This window comes from Tissierella pigra, assembly GCF_018917845.1.
GTDB classification, from domain to species: Bacteria; Bacillota; Clostridia; order Tissierellales; family Tissierellaceae; genus Tissierella; species Tissierella pigra.
The window spans coordinates 1,943,934-1,969,590 of sequence record NZ_JAHLPJ010000001.1; the positions used below are offsets into that span (position 1 = coordinate 1,943,934).

At 28.8% G+C, this 25,657-nt stretch carries 31 protein-coding genes; all 31 read right to left on the reverse strand.

From position 1 onward, the window contains the following. Nucleotides 1-14 precede the first annotated feature (14 nt). Nucleotides 15-443 (reverse strand): GerW family sporulation protein, encoded by a 429-nt coding sequence (gene ytfJ, locus KQI41_RS09485; protein WP_216585183.1) that lies wholly within the window; start codon nucleotides 441-443, stop codon nucleotides 15-17. Next, nucleotides 397-966: a DUF2953 domain-containing protein gene (locus KQI41_RS09490; RefSeq protein ID WP_216585184.1), complete on the reverse strand. Its 570-nt coding sequence runs from the start codon at nucleotides 964-966 to the stop codon at nucleotides 397-399. Before KQI41_RS09490 ends, ytfJ begins: the two co-directional genes overlap by 47 nt. Nucleotides 967-1,035: 69 nt before the next feature. Beyond that, nucleotides 1,036-1,581: an SMC-Scp complex subunit ScpB gene (scpB, locus tag KQI41_RS09495; protein ID WP_216585185.1), complete on the reverse strand. Its 546-nt coding sequence runs from the start codon at nucleotides 1,579-1,581 to the stop codon at nucleotides 1,036-1,038. 5 nt (nucleotides 1,582-1,586) lie between these two features. Next, nucleotides 1,587-2,330 (reverse strand): segregation and condensation protein A, encoded by a 744-nt coding sequence (locus KQI41_RS09500; protein ID WP_154437978.1) that lies wholly within the window; start codon nucleotides 2,328-2,330, stop codon nucleotides 1,587-1,589. 5 nt (nucleotides 2,331-2,335) lie between these two features. Next, nucleotides 2,336-2,926 carry a site-2 protease family protein gene (locus tag KQI41_RS09505; RefSeq protein ID WP_216585186.1) on the reverse strand — a complete coding sequence of 197 codons (591 nt, stop codon included), beginning with the start codon at nucleotides 2,924-2,926 and terminating at the stop codon, nucleotides 2,336-2,338. Between the two features lie 96 nt (nucleotides 2,927-3,022). After that, the gene (locus KQI41_RS09510) at nucleotides 3,023-4,183 is read right to left on the reverse strand and encodes a D-alanyl-D-alanine carboxypeptidase family protein (RefSeq protein WP_216585187.1); all 1,161 of its coding nucleotides are present in this window, start codon (nucleotides 4,181-4,183) and stop codon (nucleotides 3,023-3,025) included. 93 nt (nucleotides 4,184-4,276) lie between these two features. After that, entirely contained in the window at nucleotides 4,277-5,581 is a 1,305-nt protein-coding gene (locus KQI41_RS09515; protein ID WP_154437973.1) for a pyrimidine-nucleoside phosphorylase, read from the reverse strand. A 14-nt stretch (nucleotides 5,582-5,595) separates the two neighbouring features. Further along, nucleotides 5,596-6,414: a purine-nucleoside phosphorylase gene (locus KQI41_RS09520; RefSeq protein WP_154437971.1), complete on the reverse strand. Its 819-nt coding sequence runs from the start codon at nucleotides 6,412-6,414 to the stop codon at nucleotides 5,596-5,598. Between the two features lie 11 nt (nucleotides 6,415-6,425). Continuing rightward, complete coding sequence (gene xerD, locus KQI41_RS09525; RefSeq protein WP_154437969.1) at nucleotides 6,426-7,313, reverse strand: site-specific tyrosine recombinase XerD; 888 nt, start codon at nucleotides 7,311-7,313, stop codon at nucleotides 6,426-6,428. Between the two features lie 30 nt (nucleotides 7,314-7,343). Beyond that, nucleotides 7,344-7,964, reverse strand: coding sequence for a stage II sporulation protein M (spoIIM, locus tag KQI41_RS09530; protein WP_216585188.1), 621 nt, complete (start codon nucleotides 7,962-7,964; stop codon nucleotides 7,344-7,346). Between the two features lie 64 nt (nucleotides 7,965-8,028). Beyond that, on the reverse strand, nucleotides 8,029-8,571 hold the full coding sequence (locus KQI41_RS09535; RefSeq protein WP_154437965.1) for an NUDIX hydrolase: 543 nt from the start codon (nucleotides 8,569-8,571) through the stop codon (nucleotides 8,029-8,031). Between the two features lie 15 nt (nucleotides 8,572-8,586). Continuing rightward, nucleotides 8,587-9,657 carry a DUF3866 family protein gene (locus KQI41_RS09540; RefSeq protein WP_216585189.1) on the reverse strand — a complete coding sequence of 357 codons (1,071 nt, stop codon included), beginning with the start codon at nucleotides 9,655-9,657 and terminating at the stop codon, nucleotides 8,587-8,589. A gap of 9 nt (nucleotides 9,658-9,666) precedes the next feature. Continuing rightward, nucleotides 9,667-10,473, reverse strand: a complete 807-nt coding sequence (locus tag KQI41_RS09545; protein WP_154437961.1) for an MraY family glycosyltransferase — start codon at nucleotides 10,471-10,473, stop codon at nucleotides 9,667-9,669. Between the two features lie 4 nt (nucleotides 10,474-10,477). Beyond that, a complete protein-coding gene (locus KQI41_RS09550; protein WP_216585190.1) occupies nucleotides 10,478-11,170 on the reverse strand; it encodes a glycosyltransferase family 2 protein in 693 nt (230 codons plus the stop codon). A gap of 14 nt (nucleotides 11,171-11,184) precedes the next feature. Then, nucleotides 11,185-12,063 carry a copper transporter gene (locus KQI41_RS09555; protein ID WP_216585191.1) on the reverse strand — a complete coding sequence of 293 codons (879 nt, stop codon included), beginning with the start codon at nucleotides 12,061-12,063 and terminating at the stop codon, nucleotides 11,185-11,187. A gap of 11 nt (nucleotides 12,064-12,074) precedes the next feature. Further along, on the reverse strand, nucleotides 12,075-13,196 hold the full coding sequence (gene steA, locus KQI41_RS09560; protein WP_154437956.1) for a putative cytokinetic ring protein SteA: 1,122 nt from the start codon (nucleotides 13,194-13,196) through the stop codon (nucleotides 12,075-12,077). A 125-nt stretch (nucleotides 13,197-13,321) separates the two neighbouring features. Beyond that, on the reverse strand, nucleotides 13,322-14,161 hold the full coding sequence (gene spo0A, locus KQI41_RS09565; protein WP_216585192.1) for a sporulation transcription factor Spo0A: 840 nt from the start codon (nucleotides 14,159-14,161) through the stop codon (nucleotides 13,322-13,324). 105 nt (nucleotides 14,162-14,266) lie between these two features. Next, the gene (gene spoIVB / locus KQI41_RS09570; protein ID WP_154437952.1) at nucleotides 14,267-15,547 is read right to left on the reverse strand and encodes a SpoIVB peptidase; all 1,281 of its coding nucleotides are present in this window, start codon (nucleotides 15,545-15,547) and stop codon (nucleotides 14,267-14,269) included. 296 nt (nucleotides 15,548-15,843) lie between these two features. Beyond that, the gene (gene recN / locus KQI41_RS09575; protein ID WP_216585193.1) at nucleotides 15,844-17,544 is read right to left on the reverse strand and encodes a DNA repair protein RecN; all 1,701 of its coding nucleotides are present in this window, start codon (nucleotides 17,542-17,544) and stop codon (nucleotides 15,844-15,846) included. Nucleotides 17,545-17,574: 30 nt separating this feature from the next. Next, complete coding sequence (locus KQI41_RS09580) at nucleotides 17,575-18,372, reverse strand: TlyA family RNA methyltransferase (protein ID WP_216585194.1); 798 nt, start codon at nucleotides 18,370-18,372, stop codon at nucleotides 17,575-17,577. 20 nt (nucleotides 18,373-18,392) lie between these two features. Beyond that, entirely contained in the window at nucleotides 18,393-18,992 is a 600-nt protein-coding gene (locus tag KQI41_RS09585) for a hypothetical protein (protein WP_216585195.1), read from the reverse strand. A 688-nt stretch (nucleotides 18,993-19,680) separates the two neighbouring features. Beyond that, nucleotides 19,681-20,550 (reverse strand): polyprenyl synthetase family protein, encoded by an 870-nt coding sequence (locus tag KQI41_RS09590; protein WP_154437946.1) that lies wholly within the window; start codon nucleotides 20,548-20,550, stop codon nucleotides 19,681-19,683. A 2-nt stretch (nucleotides 20,551-20,552) separates the two neighbouring features. Continuing rightward, complete coding sequence (gene xseB, locus KQI41_RS09595) at nucleotides 20,553-20,786, reverse strand: exodeoxyribonuclease VII small subunit (protein WP_154437944.1); 234 nt, start codon at nucleotides 20,784-20,786, stop codon at nucleotides 20,553-20,555. Continuing rightward, nucleotides 20,776-21,993, reverse strand: a complete 1,218-nt coding sequence (xseA, locus tag KQI41_RS09600; protein ID WP_154437942.1) for an exodeoxyribonuclease VII large subunit — start codon at nucleotides 21,991-21,993, stop codon at nucleotides 20,776-20,778. Before xseA ends, xseB begins: the two co-directional genes overlap by 11 nt. Nucleotides 21,994-22,010: 17 nt before the next feature. After that, complete coding sequence (gene nusB / locus KQI41_RS09605) at nucleotides 22,011-22,418, reverse strand: transcription antitermination factor NusB (RefSeq protein ID WP_154437940.1); 408 nt, start codon at nucleotides 22,416-22,418, stop codon at nucleotides 22,011-22,013. Nucleotides 22,419-22,450: 32 nt separating this feature from the next. Further along, complete coding sequence (locus KQI41_RS09610) at nucleotides 22,451-22,687, reverse strand: DUF2273 domain-containing protein (protein ID WP_154437938.1); 237 nt, start codon at nucleotides 22,685-22,687, stop codon at nucleotides 22,451-22,453. Nucleotides 22,688-22,701: 14 nt separating this feature from the next. Then, complete coding sequence (amaP, locus tag KQI41_RS09615) at nucleotides 22,702-23,253, reverse strand: alkaline shock response membrane anchor protein AmaP (RefSeq protein WP_154437936.1); 552 nt, start codon at nucleotides 23,251-23,253, stop codon at nucleotides 22,702-22,704. Nucleotides 23,254-23,308: 55 nt separating this feature from the next. Next, complete coding sequence (locus tag KQI41_RS09620) at nucleotides 23,309-23,704, reverse strand: Asp23/Gls24 family envelope stress response protein (RefSeq protein WP_229768442.1); 396 nt, start codon at nucleotides 23,702-23,704, stop codon at nucleotides 23,309-23,311. Between the two features lie 73 nt (nucleotides 23,705-23,777). After that, nucleotides 23,778-24,443, reverse strand: coding sequence for a SpoIIIAH-like family protein (locus tag KQI41_RS09625; protein WP_154437932.1), 666 nt, complete (start codon nucleotides 24,441-24,443; stop codon nucleotides 23,778-23,780). 12 nt (nucleotides 24,444-24,455) lie between these two features. Next, on the reverse strand, nucleotides 24,456-25,049 hold the full coding sequence (locus KQI41_RS09630) for a sporulation stage III protein AG (protein WP_229768441.1): 594 nt from the start codon (nucleotides 25,047-25,049) through the stop codon (nucleotides 24,456-24,458). Then, a complete protein-coding gene (gene spoIIIAF / locus KQI41_RS09635; protein ID WP_154437928.1) occupies nucleotides 25,042-25,656 on the reverse strand; it encodes a stage III sporulation protein AF in 615 nt (204 codons plus the stop codon). The genes KQI41_RS09630 and spoIIIAF overlap by 8 nt, the downstream gene beginning before the upstream one ends. Nucleotide 25,657: the final 1 nt, after the last annotated feature.

Here is a 25,657-nt window from a genome sequence, read left to right on the forward strand (position 1 = left end):
TTATTTATAAACCTTTACTTCATTTCAGTAGTATTGGCAGTTCCCTCTGTATTCATAGTATCATTTTTACTAGTAAATGATTTCTGTAAGTTATCAGTCATTTTTTCAACAAATCCAAATAGATTTGTTAAAGCGCTACTACCTTCATCTACTGTCAATAACTTTATTTGTTCATTGCCAACTACAATAAATCCTACAGGGGATACTGCAACTCCTGCTCCACTTCCACCACCAAAGGGCAGTTTTTCTTCCTGTCCATTATTTTTTCCTCTATTAAACTCACTACCACCCGATGCGAATCCAAAGGAAATTTTAGATACAGGTATTATTACAGACCCATCTGCTGCATGGACTGCTTCACCTACTATAGTATTTACATCTACCATTTCTTTTAGATTATTCATTGTAGTTTTCATTAAGCCTTCTATTGGATGTTCTGGCAACACTATCTCCACCTTCTTTTCTTTCTTTTAAAATTCTAATGTATGCAATAATAATATAAACCAATTTTACATTAATTATACATAAAAAAAATATTTCAAATACATCTGCATCAAAAATAGGATTTACCTGTATACTTTTTTCTTTAATTTTATCTATATTTTTATTTCTGAAGATATAAGCAAAACATCCATTGACTATCGCCCAAATAATTCCAATAGACATACCTAGTAAACTGGGATCTTTAAATCCAATATTCATCTTAAAATGTATTTTTTTTACATTACCACTATGAATCATATAATATATATAATCTTTAGGATTTATTTTAAATTTGATTTTTCTATTTTTATATTTAGTTTCCTCCTTTTTAGTTGAATCAATTTCTTTTTTTATAAGTCCGAATAAATATGTAATAATTATTTTATATTTTGATTCATCAGTAAACTCATAGTATATATTAACTTTTAATGGCATAATAAATAAAATTACAAATAAAAACAATAAAAATATAACATATAGCATTTAATCACATCCTTTTAAGGTCACTATGTAATATTTCCCAAAAAAGAAAAATAATACTAAGTTTTAGTATTATTTTTCACCTTCTCTACTATCAAAATCATCAATAAGTTCATTTAATGGTGGTAAGTTTTCCAAACCTTCCAATCCAAAAGTTCTTAAAAAAACATCTGTAGTTCCATATAATATTGGACGTCCTACTCGTTCAAGTCTTCCAATTTCTTCTATTAATTCCCTGTCCGTCAATGTTTCTATTGCCTTATCACATCTTACACCTCTTATGGCTTCTATATCGGATTTAATAATGGGCTGTCTATAAGCTATAATAGATAATGTTTCTAAGGCAGCGTTAGATAAATTTTTTACTACCTTAGGACTAGATAATTTTTTTATCCATGAAAAATGTTCAGGTCTTGTTCCCAACTGATAGGAATCATTTACTTTTATTATTTTCAACCCTCTCATATTATAATCGAATTCATCTATCATTTCACTCATAATAGTACCCACTTCTTCTTTATCTAATTCTAAAATTGAAGCTATGTCTTTAATCTCCAGAGGATCACCCCAAGTAAATAATAATGCCTCAATAATTGATTTAAGCTCTTTAGAATCCATACATATTACTCCTTTTCTATTCTTCTACTAATGACTAAGTCAGAAAAATCCTCCTCTTGAAATACATTTATATACTTAAGTCTAATTAATTCAAGTACAGATAAAAAATAAGTTATTATTTGATTTTTAGTACTATCTTCATCAATTAAAGAACTAAATTTTAATACTCCTCCTACTACTATATTACTTTTTATACTTTCCATACACTCTTCTAATGTATATTCTTCCCTTTGAATCTCTCCAATGTCTAGACTTAATGTAGTCTTATTTCTTTTCTTAATAATATTATTTATGGATTTTAGTAATACTTCTATATTTAAACCTTCCAGTTGAAAGTCTTCACTTTCCAACTCTATTAAATCTTCTTTTGGCTTATAATAAACTTTAGAATATATATTTTCTAAAGTTTTTAATTCATTTGCTGCATTTTTATATTTTTTATATTCTACTAGCTTTCTGACTAACTCTACCCTAGGATCTACTTCTTCAAGTTCTAACTGCATATCTTCCGAAGTAGTTTTGTTTGGAAGTAATAATTTAGATTTTATTTCTAAAAGCGTAGCTGCCATTACTAAAAATTCGCCTGTTACTTCTAAATTCAATTCTTCCATTTGACGAATATATTCTACAAATTGTTCTGCTATGAGACTAATAGGTATATCGTATATATCTATTTCCGCCTTATCAATAAGATGAATTAATAAATCCATAGGACCTTCAAAAGCATCTATTACTATTTTGTAATCCATCTACTTTACCATCCTACTATAAAGATTAATAAATTTAATACTGCATCTATAATAGGTCTCATTAACTTATCTACAGTATTAGTAGCTATTAAAATAATAAGAATTAAATAGAAATATCTCTCATATTTATAGAAATAATATTCTAATTTTTTAGGAAGTAAAGATGCAACTATCTTTGAGCCGTCTAAAGGTGGAAAAGGAAGTAAATTAAACACACCTAGCATAATATTATACCATAGAGTTATAAATAATATTTCAAATACTATGGCATTGGTAATCAAATCTAAAGATAAAATAAATCCAACAATAAAAGCTATTATAAAATTAGATATAGGACCCGCTAAAGAAACCATTATAGTACCTAGTTTTCTATTCTTAAAATTAAAAGAATTTATAGGAACAGGCTTGGCCCATCCAAATCTAAATAAAAGTAGAAAAATGAATCCTGTTAAATCAAGATGTTTTAAAGGATTTAAGGTTAATCTCCCTGCATCCTTTGCTGTAGAATCCCCTAATTTATAAGCCATCAATCCATGAGCTAGTTCATGGAATATAATAGCAGTAAAAAGACCTGGTAAATTATAAATCATATCCATTATTAACACCTTTCTTTCTATTAATCTATATTATAACATTATACAACCTCGACTCAATAAAGTCGAGGTTGTATAAAAAATCTTTATATCAAATAATTATCTTCCCTTTAAATAATTATTTATAAATTTATTTAAAATATTAACTAAATTTGCCTTTTCTACATCAGATTTAGAAACTAATTTTATCCTATCCATTTCTTTTCCATCTATTTTGATTATTAATTCTCCTATTTCATCCCCTGCTAATATAGGTGCATGTAGTATATCTGGTAAGACAGTCTCCTTTTCAATATTACCTTTCTTACCTTTTGGTAATAGTACATAAGAATCTTTGGAAAGCATTATATCCACTTCTTGTAACTTACCTTTTTCTACAGGTATTGTGGCCAAAATATCTCCCTTCTTACCAATCTCAGCAGAATCATAGTTTGCAAATCCATAATCTAACATTCTTTTAGCTTCATTAAATCTAGTCTTTGAATCAGTAGCTCCCATAACTACTGCTACTAATTCTAAATTACCTTTCTTTGCAGATCCAGATACACAGAAACCTGCTTCATTTGTAGAACCAGTTTTTACACCAGTAGTTCCATCGTATTCTTTAATTAATCTATTGGTATTTACCATGGTCTGTATACTGTTTTTATTTTTTCCTACAGTTAAATCTTCCATATAAATAGTCAACCATTCGTGAACTTTTTCGTACTTTAACAATTCCTTAGACATTAAAGCTACATCATATGCAGAAGTATGATGCTCATTATGAGGTAATCCACTACAATTATAAAATTGAGTATTTCGCATACCTAATTCATTAGCTTTTTGGTTCATCATCTTTACAAATATATCTTCTGAACCCGATATATGTTCAGCTAAAGCTACTGAAGCATCATTTGCAGACCTTATTACAATAGCCTTAAATAAATTTTCCACAGTTTGAGTTTCTCCTGCTTCTAGAAATACTTGAGAACCACCCATTCCTGCTGCATACTCACTTACCATTACTTTATCGTCCAGAGTAATTTTACCTTTGCTTAAAGCTTCCATACCCAGTACCATAGTCATTATTTTAGTTATACTAGCTGGAGCCAATTTTTCATCTTCATTTAATTTATAAAGAACAGCACCAGTATTAATGTCCATAAGTACTGCTGATTTAGCATTAATCTTTAAATCCTCTACTGCATATATTTCTGATGGAATAGAAGTGATTAAAATTAAAAGCAATAATATGGCGGATATAAGTTTCTTTTTCAAGCTATTACCTCCATTTCATATGTTTGCTTTTATATTAACCACAAAATCTTTACTTATGCAATGTCTAAGTTCTTTACATTAATTGGAAATAATCTATTCTATTTCTTTATAAATTAATTGTTTTTTAGCATTATTTTTATCACCAATCAAATATATTTCATGTAGCCTCCTCTCTACTTCTTCGGCTTTCTCCATATTATTTAAATGAATATAAGCTAAGACTTCACCTAACTCTACCTTATCATCTACCTTTTTATTTAAAACAATACCTACAGCTAAATCCAGTTTAGATTCTATGGTTTCCCTTCCTGCTCCTAAATATAAGGCAGCTTTGCCAATTTCTTCTGCATCAATAGATTTAACATATCCTTCCACCTTCGATTTAACTTCGACTATATACTTAGCCTTTGGAAGCAAATCAGTATCTTTCACATAGGAAATGTCCCCTCCTTGATGTTGTACTAGCTCTATTAATTTCTCATAGGCTTTACCTGATTTTATAACATTTATTAACATATTTCTTCCATCTTCTTCTTTGTCCACTTTTTTAGCAAGAAGCAGGAGTTTAGAACCTAATTTTAAGCAAAGCTCGTACAAATCATTTGGTCCATTACCCTGTAAAGTTTCTATTGCCTCTTTTACTTCCAAAGCATTTCCTATGGCTTTACCTAAAGGCTCATCCATATTTGTAACTATGGCTATGGTCTTTCTACCATAAGAATTCCCAATATCAACCATTTCATTTGCTAGAGAAATAGCATCATCTATATTTTTCATAAATGCTCCAGAACCAACTTTTACATCTAAGATTATGGCATCTGACTCTATAGCAAGTTTTTTACTCATAATACTTCCAGCTATTAAAGACAGATTTTCAACTGTAGCCGTAACATCTCTTAAAGCATATAATTTTTTATCTGCTGGAGTAATATTTCCCGTCTGGCTACAAATAGAAATATTAATATCATTGGTGTTTCTCACAAATTCATCATTACTTAATTCAACTTTAAAATTCTTAATAGACTCTAATTTATCTAAAGTACCACCAGTATGCCCCAATCCTCTACCAGACATTTTTACAAAGGGAACACCACAGGCTGCAATCATAGGCCCTAATATCAATGTTACACTATCTCCTACTCCTCCAGTAGAATGCTTATCTACCTTTATACCATTTATATTAGATAAATCAAATGTGTCTCCTGAATTAATCATAGCCTTTGTTAAATCTAAAGTTTCTCTTTTATCCATTTTGTTAAAATAAATAGCCATTAATAAAGCTGACGCCTGATAATCTGGAATATTTCCATTTGTATAATTTTCAACAAAATAATTAATTTCTTCAGTACTTAAAGAGTAACCATCTCTTTTTTTCTTAATAATATCATAGATTCTCATAAGCTCAACTCCTATTATATATTATTAATTATTTCTATTAATAGTCTTTCAAAATTGTTCTTTACTTTATTGGAAGTCTCTACTACTTCTTCATGATTAAGGGGCTGGTCTAATATTCCAGATGCCATATTAGTTATACAGGATATTCCTAAAACTTTAATATTCTCGTGATTAGCAATTATTACTTCTGGAACAGTGGACATACCAACTGCATCAGCACCTACAATTCTAGCCAGTTTTACTTCTGCCGGTGTTTCATATGTAGGCCCTGTAAACCACATATAAACCCCTTCCTTTAAGTTTAATCCTAGTTTTTCTCCTATTTCTTTAGTCATTTTAATATATTCTCTATTATATGGTTTCGACATATCAACAAATCTAGGACCTAAATCATTTAAATTTTCACCGATTAATGGATTTTGTCCTGTAAAATTAATATGGTCTGTAATTATCATCAAGTCTCCTGGAGTAAACTCTGTATTTACACCACCTGCTGCATTAGTTACTATAAGACTTTCTACACCTAAGCTAGTCATTACTCTAATGGGAAAAGTAACATCTTTTAGTGGATATCCTTCATAATAGTGAAACCTACCCTGCATGGCAACAACTACTTTACCTGATAGTTTTCCTATTACTAACTGTCCAGCATGGCCTTCTACAGTTGACTTAGGAAAATTAGGTATATCTGTATATTTAATTATAGTAGGATTTTCGATTTTATCTGCCAGACTTCCTAGTCCTGAGCCTAACACTAATCCAACTTTAGGTAAATCTGTAGTTTTTGATGCTATAAACGTAACTGCCTCTTTTATTTTATTTATGTATTCCATTTCTTTTCCTCCTATGCTCTTGGATGTGATTTTTTATATACTTCTCTTAACTCTTCATCATTAGATGCAAATGAATATATATGTGTTGTAGATATATCAGAGTGTCCTAAAATTTCCTGAACCGTCTTAATATCTGCGCCGTTCTCTATTAAATGTACTGCAAAGGAATGTCTCAAGGTATGAGGAGTTATGATCTTATCTATATTAGCTTTTTTAGTATATTGTTTTATTATTTTCCAAAATCCTTGTCTACTCAATCTATTACCGCTATAATTTATAAAAAGTGGTTCTTCATCACTTTTATCTTTAGGTCTATATATGGAAATGTAGCTATTTAATGCCTCCAATGCCAAAGTACCAATAGGTATTACTCTATGATTATCATCATTTTCTTTTACAGCAAGTAGTCCTAACTCTAAATCTATATCATTAATATTAATTGAAATTATCTCTGAAACCCTAAGACCAGTAGCATATAACAATTCAAGCATTGCCTTGTCCCTAGTTTCTTTAAAATTCTTTGACTTAGGCTGAGATAATAAAAGATTGACTTCATCAATAGTTAAAATAGAAGGTATTTTTTTTTCTGTCTTTGGTGATTTTAAATTTAATGTTGGATCCTCTTTGACTATATTATTATTTAATAAAAATTGAAAGAAACATCTAATGGAAGCTAAACTTCTGGATATTGTAGATGTAGCTTTACCTTCTTTCTGTAAACTCATTAGATATGTAATAATAATGGTTTTGTTTGTATCTTCATATCCTTTGATTTCATGTTCTAATAGATACTCCCTGAATTGTAAAATATCTCTGCTATATGCTTCTAATGTATTTTTTCTCAATTTCTTTTCTTCTTTTATATAATCTAAATAATCTATCATAATCCTGTCTGACATTTTACTTCTCCTTTGTAGTGATTTTAAAAGCTATAATTTAAATTGAATTAAATTCAATAAATAAGGAGTAAAGAATCCTTCTATTAAAACTCCCAATATAATAATTATAAAAAACAATAAAATTAAAATTGAATAGTCTATCATATTATTATTGACTTTACCTTTTTTATTTTTTGTACTATAGAGTGAATGAGTTATTCCTAATGCACCTATTGCCAAAAATCCAGGTATAATTATTAAATAATGAGGCAAAAGACCTGATGATGCAAATATAAAACCTTTCATTCCAAATTTTTTAACTAGAAAACCAACTGTCACTCCTATGGTTATACCTTTTAAAGAAACAATTAATGGTATAATTAATACTCCTATGCTAATTAGACTTGAAAACCAAATGATTAATATCATCTTTGTATTGGAGAATAAAGATGATTTAAATATATTTATTGATTTAGAGTTTCCTACTTGTATATACTCAAAAATCCAGCTAAAATAGTTAGCAAACTTTAAACTTTCTTCATAATTCAGTCTGTTAATTAAAAATGCCCCAGCAATTATACCTAATATAAAACAAATAGTTAAAATAAAATATACACTAAAATTAGATTGAAAATGTCTTTTGCTTAAATTTCTAATTCTTACAGATAACAATTTATTTTCCCCCTTTGTATACAAGCCTTATACATTATTATGCTAAAAGGGAGAATAATATCACTTATTGTTTTTTGTCTAAATATTTTTTTGCAAAGTTAATACCTATTATGGTTTTACTATCTATTATTTCACCTCTATCAACCATCTTAACAACTTCATCCATACTATACTTTACAATTTCAATAAATTCACCAGTATCTGGATTAGGTTCTCCTTCCATTAAATCTGTAGCTAAAAATAAATATATTTTTTCATTACAAAACCCAGGAGATGTATAGAATTCTGTTATATATTCTATTTTTTGAGCCTCTAATCCTGTTTCTTCTTTTAGTTCTCTTACGGCTGTTTCCCTTGGTTCTTCATTTACTTCTAATTTACCAGCAGGAATTTCAAGCAAGAATTTCTCAACTGCTTTTCTATATTGTTTTACAAGAATAATAGAGTTATCATCAGTTAAAGTTACTATTGCTACTCCCCCTGGATGCTCAATAATCTCTCTTTTAGAATATTTTTTATCTGGTATTTCTACGGTATCTACTCTTAAATTAAGTATTTTCCCCTCATATAATTTGTCTGATTTCATAGTTTTTTCTTCAAATATCATAAATATCCTCCTCTATTAAAATAGACTTGTTACATATTGTCCTACAGAACCTAAACTAATAAAATAATCTTTATCATCTTCTATTGTTCTTCCCATAGAACTTGTTTTTAAATTAAACTTATCCATTGCTTTCTGAATCTTTTCCCCATTTTGGAATATGATATTATGTTTTTCCTGAATTTTTGCTTTGCTTATTTGATTTATAATATAATCTTCTTTTTCTTTTTCTAAATAAGGTAAAACTATATTTGCTCTAGTATTAGTAATCTGAGACAAAACTGTAATAGTATGATGACTAATACCTTTATGTCTTTCTCTTAAATCTTTAAAGCTTATTCTAGGTACAGCAACCGCTAATCCTCCTAGATTATTTATAGCATCAACTATATAACCTTGCTCCATACCTGTAAATCCATATTTCGTACCACTTCCTACAATTCCAGGACCCATAGATATTATTGTTATATCTCCTTTTAGTATTTCCTTAGCAGCTATTAAACCTGTATATATATTTATAGTCTCTAAATCTCCACCAAATGCGTGTCCTACAGTTATTGTCTTATTCAGTATTTCCTTATGCTTTAAATCACGGATAGTGTTGCTAAATGCTATTGGTAATGCTCCACCATCTGTCATAATGTAGTTAATATTCAAATCTTTATTTATATATTTAATCATAGCAGCAATAGGTGCAACCATGCTATGTAGAGTGGATACAACAAATACATGATTATCTAACGATTTAAAGTCATTAAATATATTATGATAGGGACTATCTTCCTCCTCTGTTACTAAACAACTCATTTGATAAGGAGTATATCTTAATTTCATTATATGTCCTGGCCCTTTAGATTCCATTACTTTATTTCTATGATTATATATAATAAAGTGGCACCCCCCTGTACCTAGACATAGATCGACTGCTGTAGTATTTAATACAACTTCATCTTCTACATTAACTTCACCTGTAAAATCCTTGTAATTTACAGCTTTACATACTTTACCCTCAACATTAACATTAACTATGGTTATATCTTTTTCATCATTAATTATGGATTTTACAATTCCACTTCTATAATTAATCAAACTATTTCACTACCTTCCTATATTGTCTAAAAACTTCAGAAATCTATTGCTGTCAATAACTTTAGAGAAAGATACCTTTTCAGCCATAATATGAAAAATAATCAGTATCAATAAAATTATTCCTCTAGTCATAGTATTGAAATATGATGCAGTATATATACCTAATGTAAATCCTAAAGCATTAGAACCTACATCGCCCATCATTGCTTTAGCTTTTAAATCTAATCCTATATAAGGTATAAGTATGCCCCAAAATGAAAATAAAATATATGTATTCTCATTTTTAAAGCTAGTTAAAAATAATAATATGGAAATAATTAAAAAAACCTTAGTTGCCCTGCCAGGACGTAAATCAAATAAATTAATAAAATTAGTAAATAAACCAATTAATAATGAATTAATAATAAAGTCAACTAATGTATGAGAAATAGAAGAACTGACTACCAAGGCAATAAAAAATCCTAAAAAAGCTTTAATTGCCCCTGTTGTAAGAACTCCTTTAAAAAAAGATTTTATATGTCCTTTTAATCCCTTTATTTTTTTTTCTCCTATTAAATCATCTAATAGTCCTATTAATCCAATAAAGCTTATTCCTAAAAGATACACTAAATTAAAATTACTATTAAAATCAAATAATATTTCCATAGTTCCCAATGTGGCTACTTGAACAAATATAAATAAAAGACCCATGGATATTGGTATAGTTTTTGATTCATAGTTTTCACAAACCACATTTGCATTCAATAGCAAATCCTTAATCATTGGCAGTCCAATACAAGATAAAATAATAGATATAGCAAAACTAATTATCATCATATTATCACCCTCTAAAATACATTACTATAAATGTCTTTAATATATCCATAAATTGTTTTCCCCTATGAATAAAGCCCTGTAAATTTCTTTGACTATACCTATGATTCATAGTTACTGGTACTTCCATTATTGAAAAACCGTTATTTATAGCTTGAATAGTCATTGCCACTTCTATACCATATCTATCTGGTATATAGTTCATTTTCTCTATAACTTGCTTTTTATATACTCTTTGTCCAGATAAAGATGTATCTATTTCTTTTTTAGTAAAAAAATAAATTCCACTTTTTGCAAATCTCTTTACTATACCAAATCCACCTTTAGTATTAGTCATTGTACTTCTATCTGAAAATTTAGCTATAGATACATCCGCCTCCCCATTTATTACGGGTAAAATTAATTTTTCTGTTTGAATACTAGATTCCCCTAAATCTCCATCAATAAATGCAATATAATCATATTTTAAAGTCTCTATTGCTTTTCTCATTGCATAGCCTTTGCCACAATTTTTTTCTAAGTTAATTACAGATACATCAAGAGAATTGATTACTTCTAATGTATTGTCTTGTGAACCATCATTTACCACAATAATTTCATCAATTAAGTCTATTTTCTTTAAGCTTTCTATTGTATTTACAATTAAATCTGACTCATTATAAACAGGAACTACACATACGAGTCTACCTTTTTCCTCCATATTATCTCTCCTATTCATTCTTCAACTGCATCACGAAAATGAGGAATTATACTTTCTGAAATGTTTTTAATTCCATAATGTCCACCCATTCCATCTATGGCAAATATCATTGCTACTTTGCCTATGGTCATATCTACATTATCTACTGTAGAAATTCCCAAGTCTTTGTATCCAGGCATATAGGAATAATTAACATTAGATTTTTCTACACCTAATATTGGTATATTGTATTTTTTAGCTGTTTCAACAATATATCTGTCTAGCTGATTTATCCTCTTAGGGGATTCAATTAAACTTCCTCCACATATAATAATATAATCTACACTTTCTTCATAATTACCAATAGTTTCTATGAACCCCCATCTCTCCAAGTCATCAAATATATGATTTGTTTTTCCTGTTATTATGGATTCTGCTATTATAGTTGCTGTAGATTCAACTGGATTCTTAGATATATTTAGTTCTAAACTCTTATATAAATCATTTAAATCCTCTTTATTGGTCATAATATTATTTAATGTAGTAACATTTATTACTTTAGCACCTGCTAATTCCAAATCCCGACCTATTCCAGACGTAACGTAATCTTCATTGGTTCCTATGATTCCTATATTTAATCCTTTTAATTTATCTTTTATTAAATATCCATAACTAGAATCAATATATTCATCTTTATATCCAATTTCTAATTCTAATTGTTCTTCATTTAATTTAAGTTCTTTGTTTTCTGTAATTAAAGTTTCAAATTGTGATTCTACTATTTCTCCTATTATATCCTTTTGCTCAGTTATAAAATCTTGAGTATCAATGGTAAATCCAATAAATATTCCTATACCCAGTGCTATAAAAATAGAAACAATAGAGATTATATAAAATCGCATACTAGGTAACATATCTTACCTCCTTAGTGACCTAAAAATAGTCTTAGTTTAATTTTCAGTAATGTTAAAAAGCTTCTAGTAATAGGATTTATAAGAATTAAGATAGATATAGGAATGAGAGCTGCCACTACAATGAACCATAGATACTTAGGTTTAAATGTAGAAGTATAAAGTTTATTTACACCTCTGGCGTCTACCAACTTTCCACCAACTTTAAGCCTTACTAAAAACGTACTAGACATACCTTTTCTTCCTTTTTCTAAAAAATCAATCATATTTGTATGAGTTCCTACTGCTACAATTAAATCAGCACCTTTTTCATATGCTAAAAGCAAAGCTATATCCTCACTGGTTCCTGGTAATGTAAAGATTTTAGGTTCTATGCCTATGGACCTTACTCTATCTAAACCTGGAGCCTTTCCATTGGCATAGGCATGTACTACCACATCTTTGGCCATCAATAAGGCTTTATCTGATACACTATCCATATCACCAATTATAATGTCTGGAGTAAATCCAAATTCAAGTAAAGCATCTCCTCCACCATCTACACCAATTAAAACTGGTTTTACATCCTCTATATAAGATTTTATCGTAATTAGATCTACCTTATAATCCTTGCCTCTTACTACAACTAATGCATGTCTTTCATTTATATCAGTATTAACTTCAGGGATTTTAATATTACCAGTAACTAAGCTTTTCTCCTTTTTTGCATATTCTAATGTATTTTCAATAAAAGCATCTAATTCTCTTTCTATATTATCATAACCTAATTTTGTTAATTCTTCAATCATACTAGGACTAATATATGTGCACTTTCCTATTTCTTTTCCCATAAAAATTATGGATTCATCAATGATTTCAATAAAATCTCCTTCTTTAACTTTTTCAAATATATATTCATTTTCAACTTCAAATATTGGTATTTCTTTTTCCATTAAAATTGCTGGTCCCCTATTTGGATATTTTCCACTTATGGTTTTCTCTGTATTAATTATACAGGAAACTTTCTTATCTACTAAAGATAAAGCGGCTATTTCGTCTAAATCTTTATGAGATATAACTGCAATGTCTTTACTTTCTAATCTATTTACTAGATTTTTCGTTTTCTTATCTTTTTTTATAATTCCTTTTATATACATAAACTACCTCCGAACAATGTATATACTATTATTGACAAAATACAATATATTATATCATATTATTAGCTTAATTATAATTAATTTTAAAGACACTCTTCTAAAGAAAATTTGAAGAGTGTCTTTAATTAAAAGCTTGAGGATAATCCTTCTTGTTCTAATCTTAACTTATCGGCGATGAGTGCTATAAACTCACTATTTGTTGGTTTCCCTTTGTTATTGCTTACAGTATAACCAAATAGCCTATTTATAGTATCTATTTTCCCTCTAGTCCAAGCTACTTCAATAGCGTGTCTAATTGCCCTTTCTACCCTAGAAGGAGTTGTATTAAATTTAATTGCAATGTTAGGATACAATTCCTTGGTTATAGCACCTAAAAAGTCCATATCCTCTATTACCATAAAAATAGCCTCTCTCAAATATAAATATCCCTTTATATGTGCAGGAATTCCTATTTCATGTATTATTTTAGTTATTTTTGCTTCTAAGTTTTTTTCACCAGCAATATTAATTTTACTAGGTATATTAGGTACATTGCTCATATAGGATTCAGTTGTTTCTTTAGAATATATAATAGTATTGTCAATTCCTACAACTTGTTTTAATCTCTTTATAAATACCTGAAAATCAAAAGGCTTTACTACATAATAGTGTGCCCCTAATTCTATAGCCCTTTGAGTTATTTTATCTTGTCCTACTGCTGATAATACGATTACCTTTGGTTGTCTATTAGAATTAAATGAACTGGACTCTCTTAATCTCTCTAGTACCTCTAACCCATCTAAATGAGGCATAATTATATCTAATATTAATACCTCTGGATTTTCTCTCTCTATAACCTCTAAAGCTTCTATTCCATCCTTTGCCGTACCCACTACTTGAAAATCATCATATGATGATATAAAGCGAGTTAAAATGTCACTAAACTCCCTATTATCATCTGCTATTACAACTTTTATTTTGCTCATATTTTATCCCCCTGTTTCGTGAAATTTATAGCAACATAATATACTAATTCGACAAATTTACAAAAACTCCTTCTTTTTTTCAAAAAAATTTAAACAAATAAGCCTTTAAGGCTTATTTGTTTGTTCTAACATCCATTCAATATATATTCCATAACCTTTAGTGGGATCATTTACAAAAACATGAGTAATAGCTCCAATTAGTTTATCATCTTGAATTATAGGACTTCCACTCATTCCCTGTACTATTCCACCAGTTTTATCTAAAAGTCTTGAATCAGTAATCTTAACAATCATGCTTTTTTGATCAGCTTTTGATTGCTGCTGTATTTTAGTTATTTCAATTTCAAATTTTTCTACTTTATTATCATCAACTGTACTTAATATATATGCTTTTCCTTCTTTTACTTCTTCTTTAAATCCAATTGGTATAGGTTCACTAAGATTGAAATTTAAGTTTTCTTCATTTATAGTTCCATATATACCATAAGGACTATTTATTGATATATCTCCTAACAGGTTTTTGGTTTCATAAAATACTCCTCTAATTTCCCCAGGAGTTCCTTTTTTACCCTGTTCAATCTTCGATATTTTAGCATTCATTATTTTACCTTTTTCTACAGATAGCAAACCTCCTGTATCTGTGTCTACAATTCCATGACCTAATGCTCCAAATTCATTAGTTTCTTTGTTATAGTAAGTCAATGTTCCTATACCTGAAGTTTTATCTCTTACCCAAATTCCTAATCTATAACAATTATCTTGGATACTTTTAACAGGTATTGATTTTGTCAAAAACTCTGCTTTATTTCTTTGTACAAGTATTTCTACTGTAGTATCTTTTAAATCATTTAGAACATTAACTACATGCTGTGCATCTGTAACTTTTGTTCCATTTATCTCTAAAATACTGTCTCCTACTTTTAAACCTGCATCTTTAGCTGGACTCTTTCTTTCTCCATTAACATCAATTACATCAGTTACAGCCACTACTAATACACCTTTTGTATTTAGTCTGACACCAATAGCATTTCCTCCAGGTATTAGATGAGGCCTATTAATTACATTTATATTATAGTTTTTTATAGGTATAAAACCTAAAAGTTTTAATTGAATTTCTGCTTCTCCTGAATCTAAGCCATTTAATTTATAGGACTTTTTCAATCCAATATTTTCAGCTGCACTTAAACTAGCCTCTACTACATTTTCTTTTTCATGGTTAATACTTAAAAAAAATGGAAATGATATATCTAGGCTTTTATTTTCTCCTTTTACCACATTTATATTAGAAGGATAAAATAAAATTTTGTTAGTTTTTACACTTAAACTTAGAATAAATAATATTAGAATCGAAATTAGAATTTTATGGCCAAATTTTAATCTCCCCAAGAACTATCACTCTCCTATTTTGCTTAGTCGTCTTCACCTCCAACTTTTAAATTCATATATAATTTAGCCTTTTTTCAAACTAATTATTCTCTAATAAAAAATTTTTAAATGTCAACTAACTTAAGTTTTTCCATATAAAAAAGACTACCTTGAAAATATTATAAGGAAGTCTTTAGAGAATCTTATTTGTATATTTTTTTTATAATGAATAAGAAATTCTACCTTTTATCTTTTATAAAAACATACTTTCTGTAAATAAATTTTATATAGAAGCTTGTGTTATAAAATTTAATGAATTAATTAGATCTTTTAATTTTTTTAGACATTTCTATCATTTCATACGCATGTTTAAGAGTAGTATCTGTTAAATCAATGCCACCTAATAATCTAGCCATTTCTTTTACTCTATCCTCATCTGAAAGTTTATTTACTATGGTTCTAGTTTTGTTTTCTAAAGTAATTTTATTTATAACAAAATGGCTATCTGCTAATGCAGTAATTTGTGGCAAATGTGATATACATATTACTTGATGATTATTTGAAATTTGATGAATTTTTTCTCCTACAATTTGAGCAGTTCTTCCTGAAATTCCCGTATCTATTTCATCAAATATCATAGTAGGTATCTTATCAGAAAAAGCTAAAATGCTTTTAAAAGCTAACATTATTCTAGACATTTCTCCACCAGATACAATTTTTGATAAAGGTTTTAAATCTTCTCCTAAATTTGTAGATATAAGAAATTCTATTTTATCTTCTCCCTCAGAAGTAAATGTAGAAGTTTTTTCAAAATTTACTTTAAAATCTATTTTTGTCATTCCTAAAAAGCTTAATTCATCTTTTATATCTGTTTCCAATTTTCTAGATATTATTTTTCTTTTTTCTGTTAAGTTTTCAGAAATAAGTTTTAGTTTTTTTTCTAGTTCAATTATTTTAGCATTTGTTTGTTCGAATTCTTTTTCAAAGTTTAAAAGTTCGTCTAACCTTTCTTGAGACTTATCTTTAAAAGCTAAAATTTCATCTAGGGTATTTCCGTATTTTTTTTTCAATTTATTTACCATATTGATTCTTTCATATAAAAAACTTAATCTTTCTGAGTCTATAAAAATATTCTCAAAATATTTTTGCATCTCCCTATATAAATCTTGAAATTCATAATTTATATCTACAAGTCTTTTATGAAAATCTATGATTTCCTCATCTAACTTTTTTGCACTATTCATAGCGGAAATACTTCTATTTATTAAAGTGGATATATTGGGAGAATCAAAGTTTTCATTGTCTATACAAAGTAATGTTTCTTCCATAAGCTTAGTTATCTCTTCGATATTTGATAGTTTTTTATATTCTATTTCTATATTACTTTCATCATCTGGAGTTAATCCAATATCAAGTATTTCTTCTATTTGAAACTTTAATATATCTATTTCTCTATCTCTTTCACTTCCACTTATGGAAAGATTTTTTAATTTATTTTTTTCATTTAACCATTCTTCATAATAATTTTTAATTTGGAATTTTAATTCAAATAATTCTTTATCTCCGAAAGAATCAACTAATAATTGATGATTAGATGAATCTAAAAGAGATTGATGTTCGTGTTGTCCAAAAATATCTACTAATTTTGTTGTTATATTTTTTAACATAGTTAAAGTAATATTTCTTCCATTTACTCTAGATAAACTGGGTCCATTCAAATAGATTTCTTTAGAGATAATCAATATATTGTCCTCATCCATATCTATGGAGTATTCGTTTAATATAGGTCTTATAACAGATGGATTCTCTATATGGAATACTCCTTCTAGTAATGCTTTCTCCTTCCCAGATTGAATAAAATCTCGACTGGACCTTGAACCTAAAATTATACCTATGGCTTCAATTAAAATTGATTTTCCCGATCCTGTTTCTCCTGTAATAATATTTAAACCCTTAGTAAAATTTATTTTTAAGTCCTCAATAATTGCAAAATTTTTAATACTTAATTCAACTAACATATAAAAACCCCCAAATGATTAAAATCATATTTAACTAAGAGTATTGTGAGCTTCTTCAATAACTTTGGCAATTAATTCTTCCTTAATAGCATCATTTATATTATTTTTTAAATATATTAGAAATTCAATATTTCCAGTAGCTCCAGTTATAGGTGAATAAGTAAGACATGAAACTCCTAACCCAAGTTCATTAGAAAATTCAGCTACAGTTTTTATCACCTCAAAGTGAATATCCTTATCTCTAATTATTCCTTTTTTACCTACCTTATCTCTACCAGCTTCAAATTGTGGTTTTATCAATGCAATAATTTCTCCATTTTCGCTTAATAAACTCTTAGCTACAGGTAAAACCAAGCGTAAAGAAATAAAAGATACATCAATGGATATAAAGTCAATTTCCTCTTTAATATCTTCCTTAGTTACATTTCTTATATTAGTTCTTTCCATAACTATTACTCTTGAGTCATTTCTTAGTTTCCAATCTAACTGTCCATATCCTACATCAACAGCAAAGCTTTTAGATGCTCCGCTTTTTAACATACAGTCCGTAAATCCTCCAGTAGAAGCCCCTATATCCATGCAAACCTTGTTTTCCAAATTCAAGTCAAATAATTCTATAGCCTTTTCTAGTTTCAATCCTCCACGACTTACATATATATTCGGATTTTCTTTAATAGTAATTTCTGTATTTTCATCTATTTTTTCCCCTGGTTTATCTATACGCTGATTCCCAACAAAAACCGAACCTTCCATTATTACTCTTTTACCCTTTTCTCGTGAATCTACTAAACCCTTTTCATAAAGAATTATATCTGCTCTTTTTTTCACTTATCATCTCTCCATATTAGTCACTTTTTATTTTTTCTTTTATTAGGTAATATATCTATGCCTAAGTGTTTATTGATAAAATTTAATATCTTAGCTATACCATAAATAATCTTTTCATAATTAAGCAAGGCTATAGACTTACCAAACGCCTTACCACCTACAGTTAGTGATGCAACTAATGATGTAATAATTATACTAAAAACTGTTCCATTTATTAAATCATATCTTGACATTAATTTGTATATTATTGTAGTACCAGCAGCTCCAGAGACTATACCACAAATATCTCCTATAACATCATTGCAAAAGTTAGAAACTTGTCCTGCACTTCTTACAAGCTTTATACAAAATTTAGCTTCTTCTACTTTATTCGCTGCCATAGCATGAAAAGGTTTCTCTTCGGCTGTTGTTACGGCTATACCAATAATATCAAATATAATACCTATTAGCATTATTATAATTAGAACAAAAAAGGCCATTAAAATATCTAAATTATTTACTAGATTTTCAGTAATTATTGAAATAGTACCAGACATGAAAAAAGTCCATATACTTATAAGAAAAACCCATTTTATATTATATCTACTACTAAAGGTTTTTTCATCTTCTTTTTTATTCATATGCTACCTCCAATTACTTATATGTAAATACATTTGTATATACAAAAAGCTGATAGCCATAAGCTATCAGCTTTAAGAGTGGTAGTAAACTGTGTAAATCTTACGGCTTTAGGTCCAGCAGGATTTCCCTAATAAAAACTGTCTGTCGCCATAACAGCGGTTTCCCTTTAATTCTATTACAATCTTGTCACCAAAGATAGAACTGGATTGCCACTTAGTCCGCACTGTAATCCACAGCTTACTTCTTTTGGAACAGTCTAGGAGTTTTCCTCTACAGCCATTCTATTCCTTAGCCTCTTTTGCAAAATAGGTTTCGATAACAGAATTTAAAATGTATCGGGCCCTTCAACAATTTAAATTGAACTTATCATCCGCCATACTTCACTCAAGGCAGGCTACTCTGCTATTTGTCCCAAGACATAGCAGGTTTATCATGATTATTTATTCTAAATTATCATGTCTCCACGAGAGTAGGGTCAACGCCTGCATGCCATTGCAGATCGCCCCATCCCTCTTACTCCCAGCAACAGCCCACGACTGGGCGTCGCAAGCCGAAACAAGGAACTTCATCGATATGCCCTTCGACGGATTTTTAGCCCCGCCCTCTAGAATAGTTGTACTGACTAGAATACTGTACCACTCAAGCTAAAAATATTATAGCATAAATAATATTCAAATTCAACAAATCTTATTTATCACGACTTATTAGTTCTTCAGTTAAAGCCACAAAGAAGTCAGTATTTCTATTGTTTAATCCTTTTAAAGAATTCATTGCCTTATTACTATATTCCTCCACTGCTATTTTTGCTCTATCTAAATCATGAAATGATAAATAGGTCAATTTTTTTATAATTTTATCCTGATTTATATCTAGAATATCATCTCTAATCTGATATGCTAACCCAAGGTTTAATCCAAATTCCCTCATAGCTTCTACCTCAATATCTGAAGCCTCACCAATAATAGCACCTGTTACTAAAGCGGACTGGATTAAGGCAGCAGTCTTAGTCTTATACATAAATAGAAGTTTTTCTTCAGACATAGTATTATGAGTTGCTAGAAGATCAACTACTTGTCCTCCTATCATACCGTATATTCCGGAATACCCGCTTATTTCCTTAAAAGCTTTAGTATATTTTTTATAATCTTCAATAGTCTTAGCTTTTTTATCTATATGATCTGCCATGGTTTCAAAAGCTAAATTCAAAAGACCGTCTCCTGCTAAAATTGCCATAGCTTCACCAAATACTTTATGACTAGTAGGTTTCCCTCTTCTAAAATCATCATCATCCATTGATGGTAGGTCATCATGTATCAAAGAATATGTATGTATCATTTCGATAGCTACTGCATAAGGCAATATTTCCTCTATATCATCTTTAAAAAGTTCATAGCTTTTAATAGCCATTATAGGTCTTAGTCTTTTACCACCAGTAAATAAACTATAATCTATTGTCTCGATAATCCTTTTTTGATAAACATCTTTGTCTTTAAATATATTTTTAAATTCCATGTCAATTACAGAATTAATTCTTTTTAGCTCATTATTTAAATCCATAACTATCCCTCCATAGGGAATTCAATATCTAACATATTGCCTTCCTTATCTTCTAGTAAAATCTTTACTTCTCCTTCTGCCTTATATAATAAATTATTACAGTAATTATATAATTCTATACCTTTTTTAAATTTATCAATGGATTCATCTAAGGTACAGCCATCTTCTTCTAATTCTTCTAAAATAGATTCTAATTTTGAAATAGCATCTTCATAAGCTAAATTTTTATTCTTCATCTGCTAATCCTCCTTTATCAATAGCTTTTACTATTGTATTTATTTGTCCATCCTTTAGCAATATATCGATTTCTTCATTTAATACGATATTTTCAACGGATTTAATAAGTTTTCCATCTTTATTCATTAAAATACCGTAACCCCTATCTAAAGCTAATAATGGATTTAATAAATCTAGGCTATTTTTTAAGGTTCCTAGTTGACTTTTCCTGTTCATAAAGTTCTTTTCCACTAGATAATTTAAGTCTTTAAATAAATTGTCTAATTCCTGTCTTTTATCTTTTAACTGATTCACTGGATTAAAAAACTTTAAATTTTTATTTAAATGATTTATCCTTACTTTATGCTGTCCAAGAATTTGTAAAATCCCTTTGATTAATCTATTATATTTATTTTGTAGATCATTATTTAAACTACATATATTGGGTACAGCAAGTTCTGCAGCAGCTGAAGGTGTGGGAGCTCTTAAATCTGCAACAAAATCTGCTATGGTGAAATCCGTTTCATGACCTACGGCAGATATAATAGGGGTTTCTAGATCGTAGATAGTTCTAGCTACATATTCATCGTTAAAGGCAAATAACTCTTCTATGGAACCACCACCTCTTCCTGTAATTATTAAATCTATATCTTGCCTGCTATCTAAATATTTAAGACCTTTACAAATCTCCTTGGGAGCTTGTGGTCCTTGGACTAAGGATGGATATATTAATATGTTACAAGGTGGAAATCTTCTCTTGATTACCGTAATAATATCTCTAATGGCAGCACCAGTAGATGATGTTACTATACCTATCTTTTTAGGCATAGTAGGTATTTTCTTTTTATTGCTTTCTGAAAATAGCCCTTCAGATTCTAGCTTCTTTTTTAATTCTTCAAACTCCCTATAAAGATCTCCTAAACCACTTTCTTTAATATGTCTAATGTAAAATTGATAATCTCCCTCTTTTTCATATAGGGAGATATATCCTGTTGCTATTATCTTCATGCCTTCTTCTAATTTAACCTTTAAATTCTCATTATCACTTTTGAACATAACTGATTTAATCTTTCCCTTTTCATCTTTAAGATTAAAATACATATGTCCGCTATAATGATGTTTAAAGTTAGAAATTTCTCCTTCTATACTTAAAGAAGATAAAATCATATCAGATAAAAATACTCTTTTAATATAGTTATTAACTTCACTTACCTTTAGAGGTCCCATGACCTACCTCCTAAGAATTATTCTTTATTAATAGAACGAACTAGCCCTCCCAGAACTCCATTTATAAATTTAAAAGATTCTTCAGTACTGTATCTTTTTACTGTTTCAATGGCTTCATTAATGGATACCTGAACTGGAATATCTTTTCTATATATAATTTCATATACAGCTATTCTTAAAACTGCCAAATCAACTTTGGCTATTCTATGGATATTCCAGCCTTCCAAATGTTTTTCAATATAATTATCAATGGAATCTACATTTTGTTTTATCTGATTTATAGCATCTAGTATATACTCTTTTTCTGATTCATCAAAAGTATATTCCGTAAAATAAACATCCAAAGCCTCATCAGAAAAATCTTCATTTACTGACATTTGATAAAGCAATTTCATAGTTCCTTCTCTTGCTTGTTTTCTTCCCATGTTTTCCTCCTAATTAATTCAAACTATAATTATTAACTTCTACCACCTAGAGGAAGTATCTTTTCTAGTATTTCCCTAAAGTCTATTTTTTTATATGATTTGCTTCCTAGAATATATCCTATACAAGTACATAGAAAAATAAACAAGGTTTTAAAAAAACCAATAATAAGAATTGAAACAGCTACTAAGAATCCTGCCAAGGCTCCAAAAAATTTTCCTCTATTATTATTGATAATCTCTAGAAGTTCTCTTAATATTTGTTTAATCATATCACACCTCATTTTTATCGTATTGCTCTAGTAGGTACTGATACATTATTTGTTTTTACATTTATCTCACTTACTTTAGCTCCTGTTGCATTTTCAATATATCCCTTAACTACAGATTGTAACTCTTTAGTTACCTCTGGAATACTAACTCCCGGAGATACATCTCCTGTAAGATTAATTCCAACTTGTCCTTCTATAAGTTCTACATCAATCTTTATATTACTTACACCTGAAAATTTTTCAACTGCAGTTTCCACAAGAGAAACTATTGTAGCAGAATAAATCATTATCTCACCTAAATCATTTCTAGTAATTAAATATGAACCACCTTTACTTTCCACACCTTTTCTAGAAAATCCTGAAAATATAATTCTTATACTGGCAATAAATAAAAGAATTCCAAACAAAGTATAATAATAGTTTCTGTGCATACTCAAAATAAAATAATTCATATTTTGAATTGAAAAAAAACCATTTATATTGAATGGAATTATGATTAAAAATACAGATAATGCTAATACAAATAAAGAAAATAAAGCAATAATAAACCTATCAATTATCTTCATTGGTATCTCCTTTCTAGTATTTAAAATTACCCTCTGATAATCAGAGGGTAAAATACTACTTTACTCTTGCTTCTGCTTCTATCTTAGGCTCTTTTGGAAAGTTTACACCTAAAATATTTACATTTACTTCTATGATATTTAACCCCGTCATAGTTTCCAATGTATTCTTAACATTTTCTTGCACTTTCTTTCCTAGTTCTGAAATATTTGAGCCATATTCTACTATGATATATAAATCTATGGCTGCTTCTTCATCTCCAACTTCTACTTTAACACCCTTAGATAAATTTTTCATTCCTAACATTTCAGTAATGCCACCAGTAATACCGCCACTCATACCTGCTACACCTTCTACTTCTGTAGCTGCTATTCCAGCAATAATTGCAACTACGTCATCTGCGATTTTTACTGTTCCATTTTCAATACTTTCATTATTTGAAAACTCATTCAAAACAAACACCTCCATTGCTACTATAGTTCTTAAAGTTATTATATCAAAGGATTATCCTATTTACAAACATTTCCTATTGCTTTTTCATTATTTTAATATTATTAGCATTATATTCTGTCTCCGATTTTACTATGTCTAAGATCTTTACCATATCTTGTTCATTTAGATCATCTTTTGATACAACTATTTTAATATCTTTATCTGTTAAAAATACTATTGCATCTTCAAAACCTTTCCCTTTTATTAATCCTTCAATTTGAAGTTCCTGCTCTGAATTGTTTCCTAATTTAATTATTTCTTTTTGAGCATCCGTTCTTATATTTTCTGCTGTTTTTTCATTATTTACAATTTGATCTAATCTATCTACTAAAGTAGCCCTTAATTTATCTCTAGATAATCTATATTCAACAAAGTAGTTCTTAATCCCTTTACTTCCTTCTGTATACATGGTTTCTAAAGCTTCATTTTCATCATTTTTAGCTGAATCTATTACATCAACACTATCACTAGATACTTCAGCTGAATCAACTGTATCTAGGTTCTCTAAATCCACTTCTGTCGTATCTTCTTCTAAATCATTTTCTTTGTTCATCTTGGCCATTTCTGCTAACTCATGGTTTTGATAATCTCTTGATGATTTACGTTGAGCTTGTTGTGTCAATTCGTGATTTAAGTATCCTGTAAATACCAATAATACTACTAATAAACCGATAATTGCTGGTCTTTTAATTTTAAACATAGCTATTCCCCCTTATTTACTTGAGTATACTTGAACTTTATTTCCCTTTATGCCTAAGACAGTCTTTACAGCCTCATAGAGCATCTCTTTTAATATAGGATCATCTGCCCCCTCTGCAACTACAATAACTCCTTGTACAGTAGGTTTTATTTCTTTTACTACTAATAACGATCCATCACTGCCTCTAGTCATTACTTGAGTGGTTATATCTTCCCTGTGTATTTCCCTTGTCCCTCCTTCTGAATCATTCTCTATGGTTTCTTCTGTAGTCTTTGTTGTATTTGAAGCGGCGACCTTTTCAATACTGTTCTCCAAAGTTACCATAACACTTACTTTGCCTACTCCATTTAATTTGGTAAGAATATTAGTTAATTTTTTTTCTAAATAACTGCTATAATCTTCTTCAGATTCATATTTATATACCTCCTTAGTATTTTCTTTTGGATTTTCAATACCTTCTTCTTTAGGTCTTAAAAAATTATTGGTTACAATTAAAAATATGACAGATACCAGTAATATTATGAATAAATTATTAATAAATTTTTTATTATTATTTTTTTCTAGATATTCCTTGATCTTATTGAGAATTTCTTTCATCCTACTCATCCTTCCTCTTTTCATTATTTTTTATGTTTATCTTGTCCTTATTAACTGAATAACTGTTTCCTATTAATTCTTTTAAACTTTCAAAATCATCTTCTGATGTCTTTTTATGGTTTTGATTTTTATTTATCTCAACAGGAACTATATTATCTATGGAAATCTTATCCTTAGATGAGTTTTCTTTATTTCCTAGAATAATATTTAAATTGTCTATTTCCCCATAATGTTCTTCTGTATTCAGTATATCAACTTTAATATCTAGGACTTTATGGTCTGTATTATCCTCAATTAGTGCTGTAACTTCTCTACATATTTTTTCTTTATAAACTTTTTCTATTTGCTTTTCCTGTTCAGCATAGAAATTATTTTTAGGTTCTCCATTTGAGTTACTTGACCGTGAATAATTAAATACCGCCTTATCTAAATTAAAATCCATTTTAATTAGTTTTGCAAAAGGACTTACTATGGTAAATATAATAAGTAAACCGATTACCATATTGATATACTTTTTCATATTTCCATTAGGCATTGCAAGTTCTGCAATAGATATAAGTATAAAAAGTATTACAATATCCTTTAGCCAAGAGGATAAAAAAGTTATTATATTCATC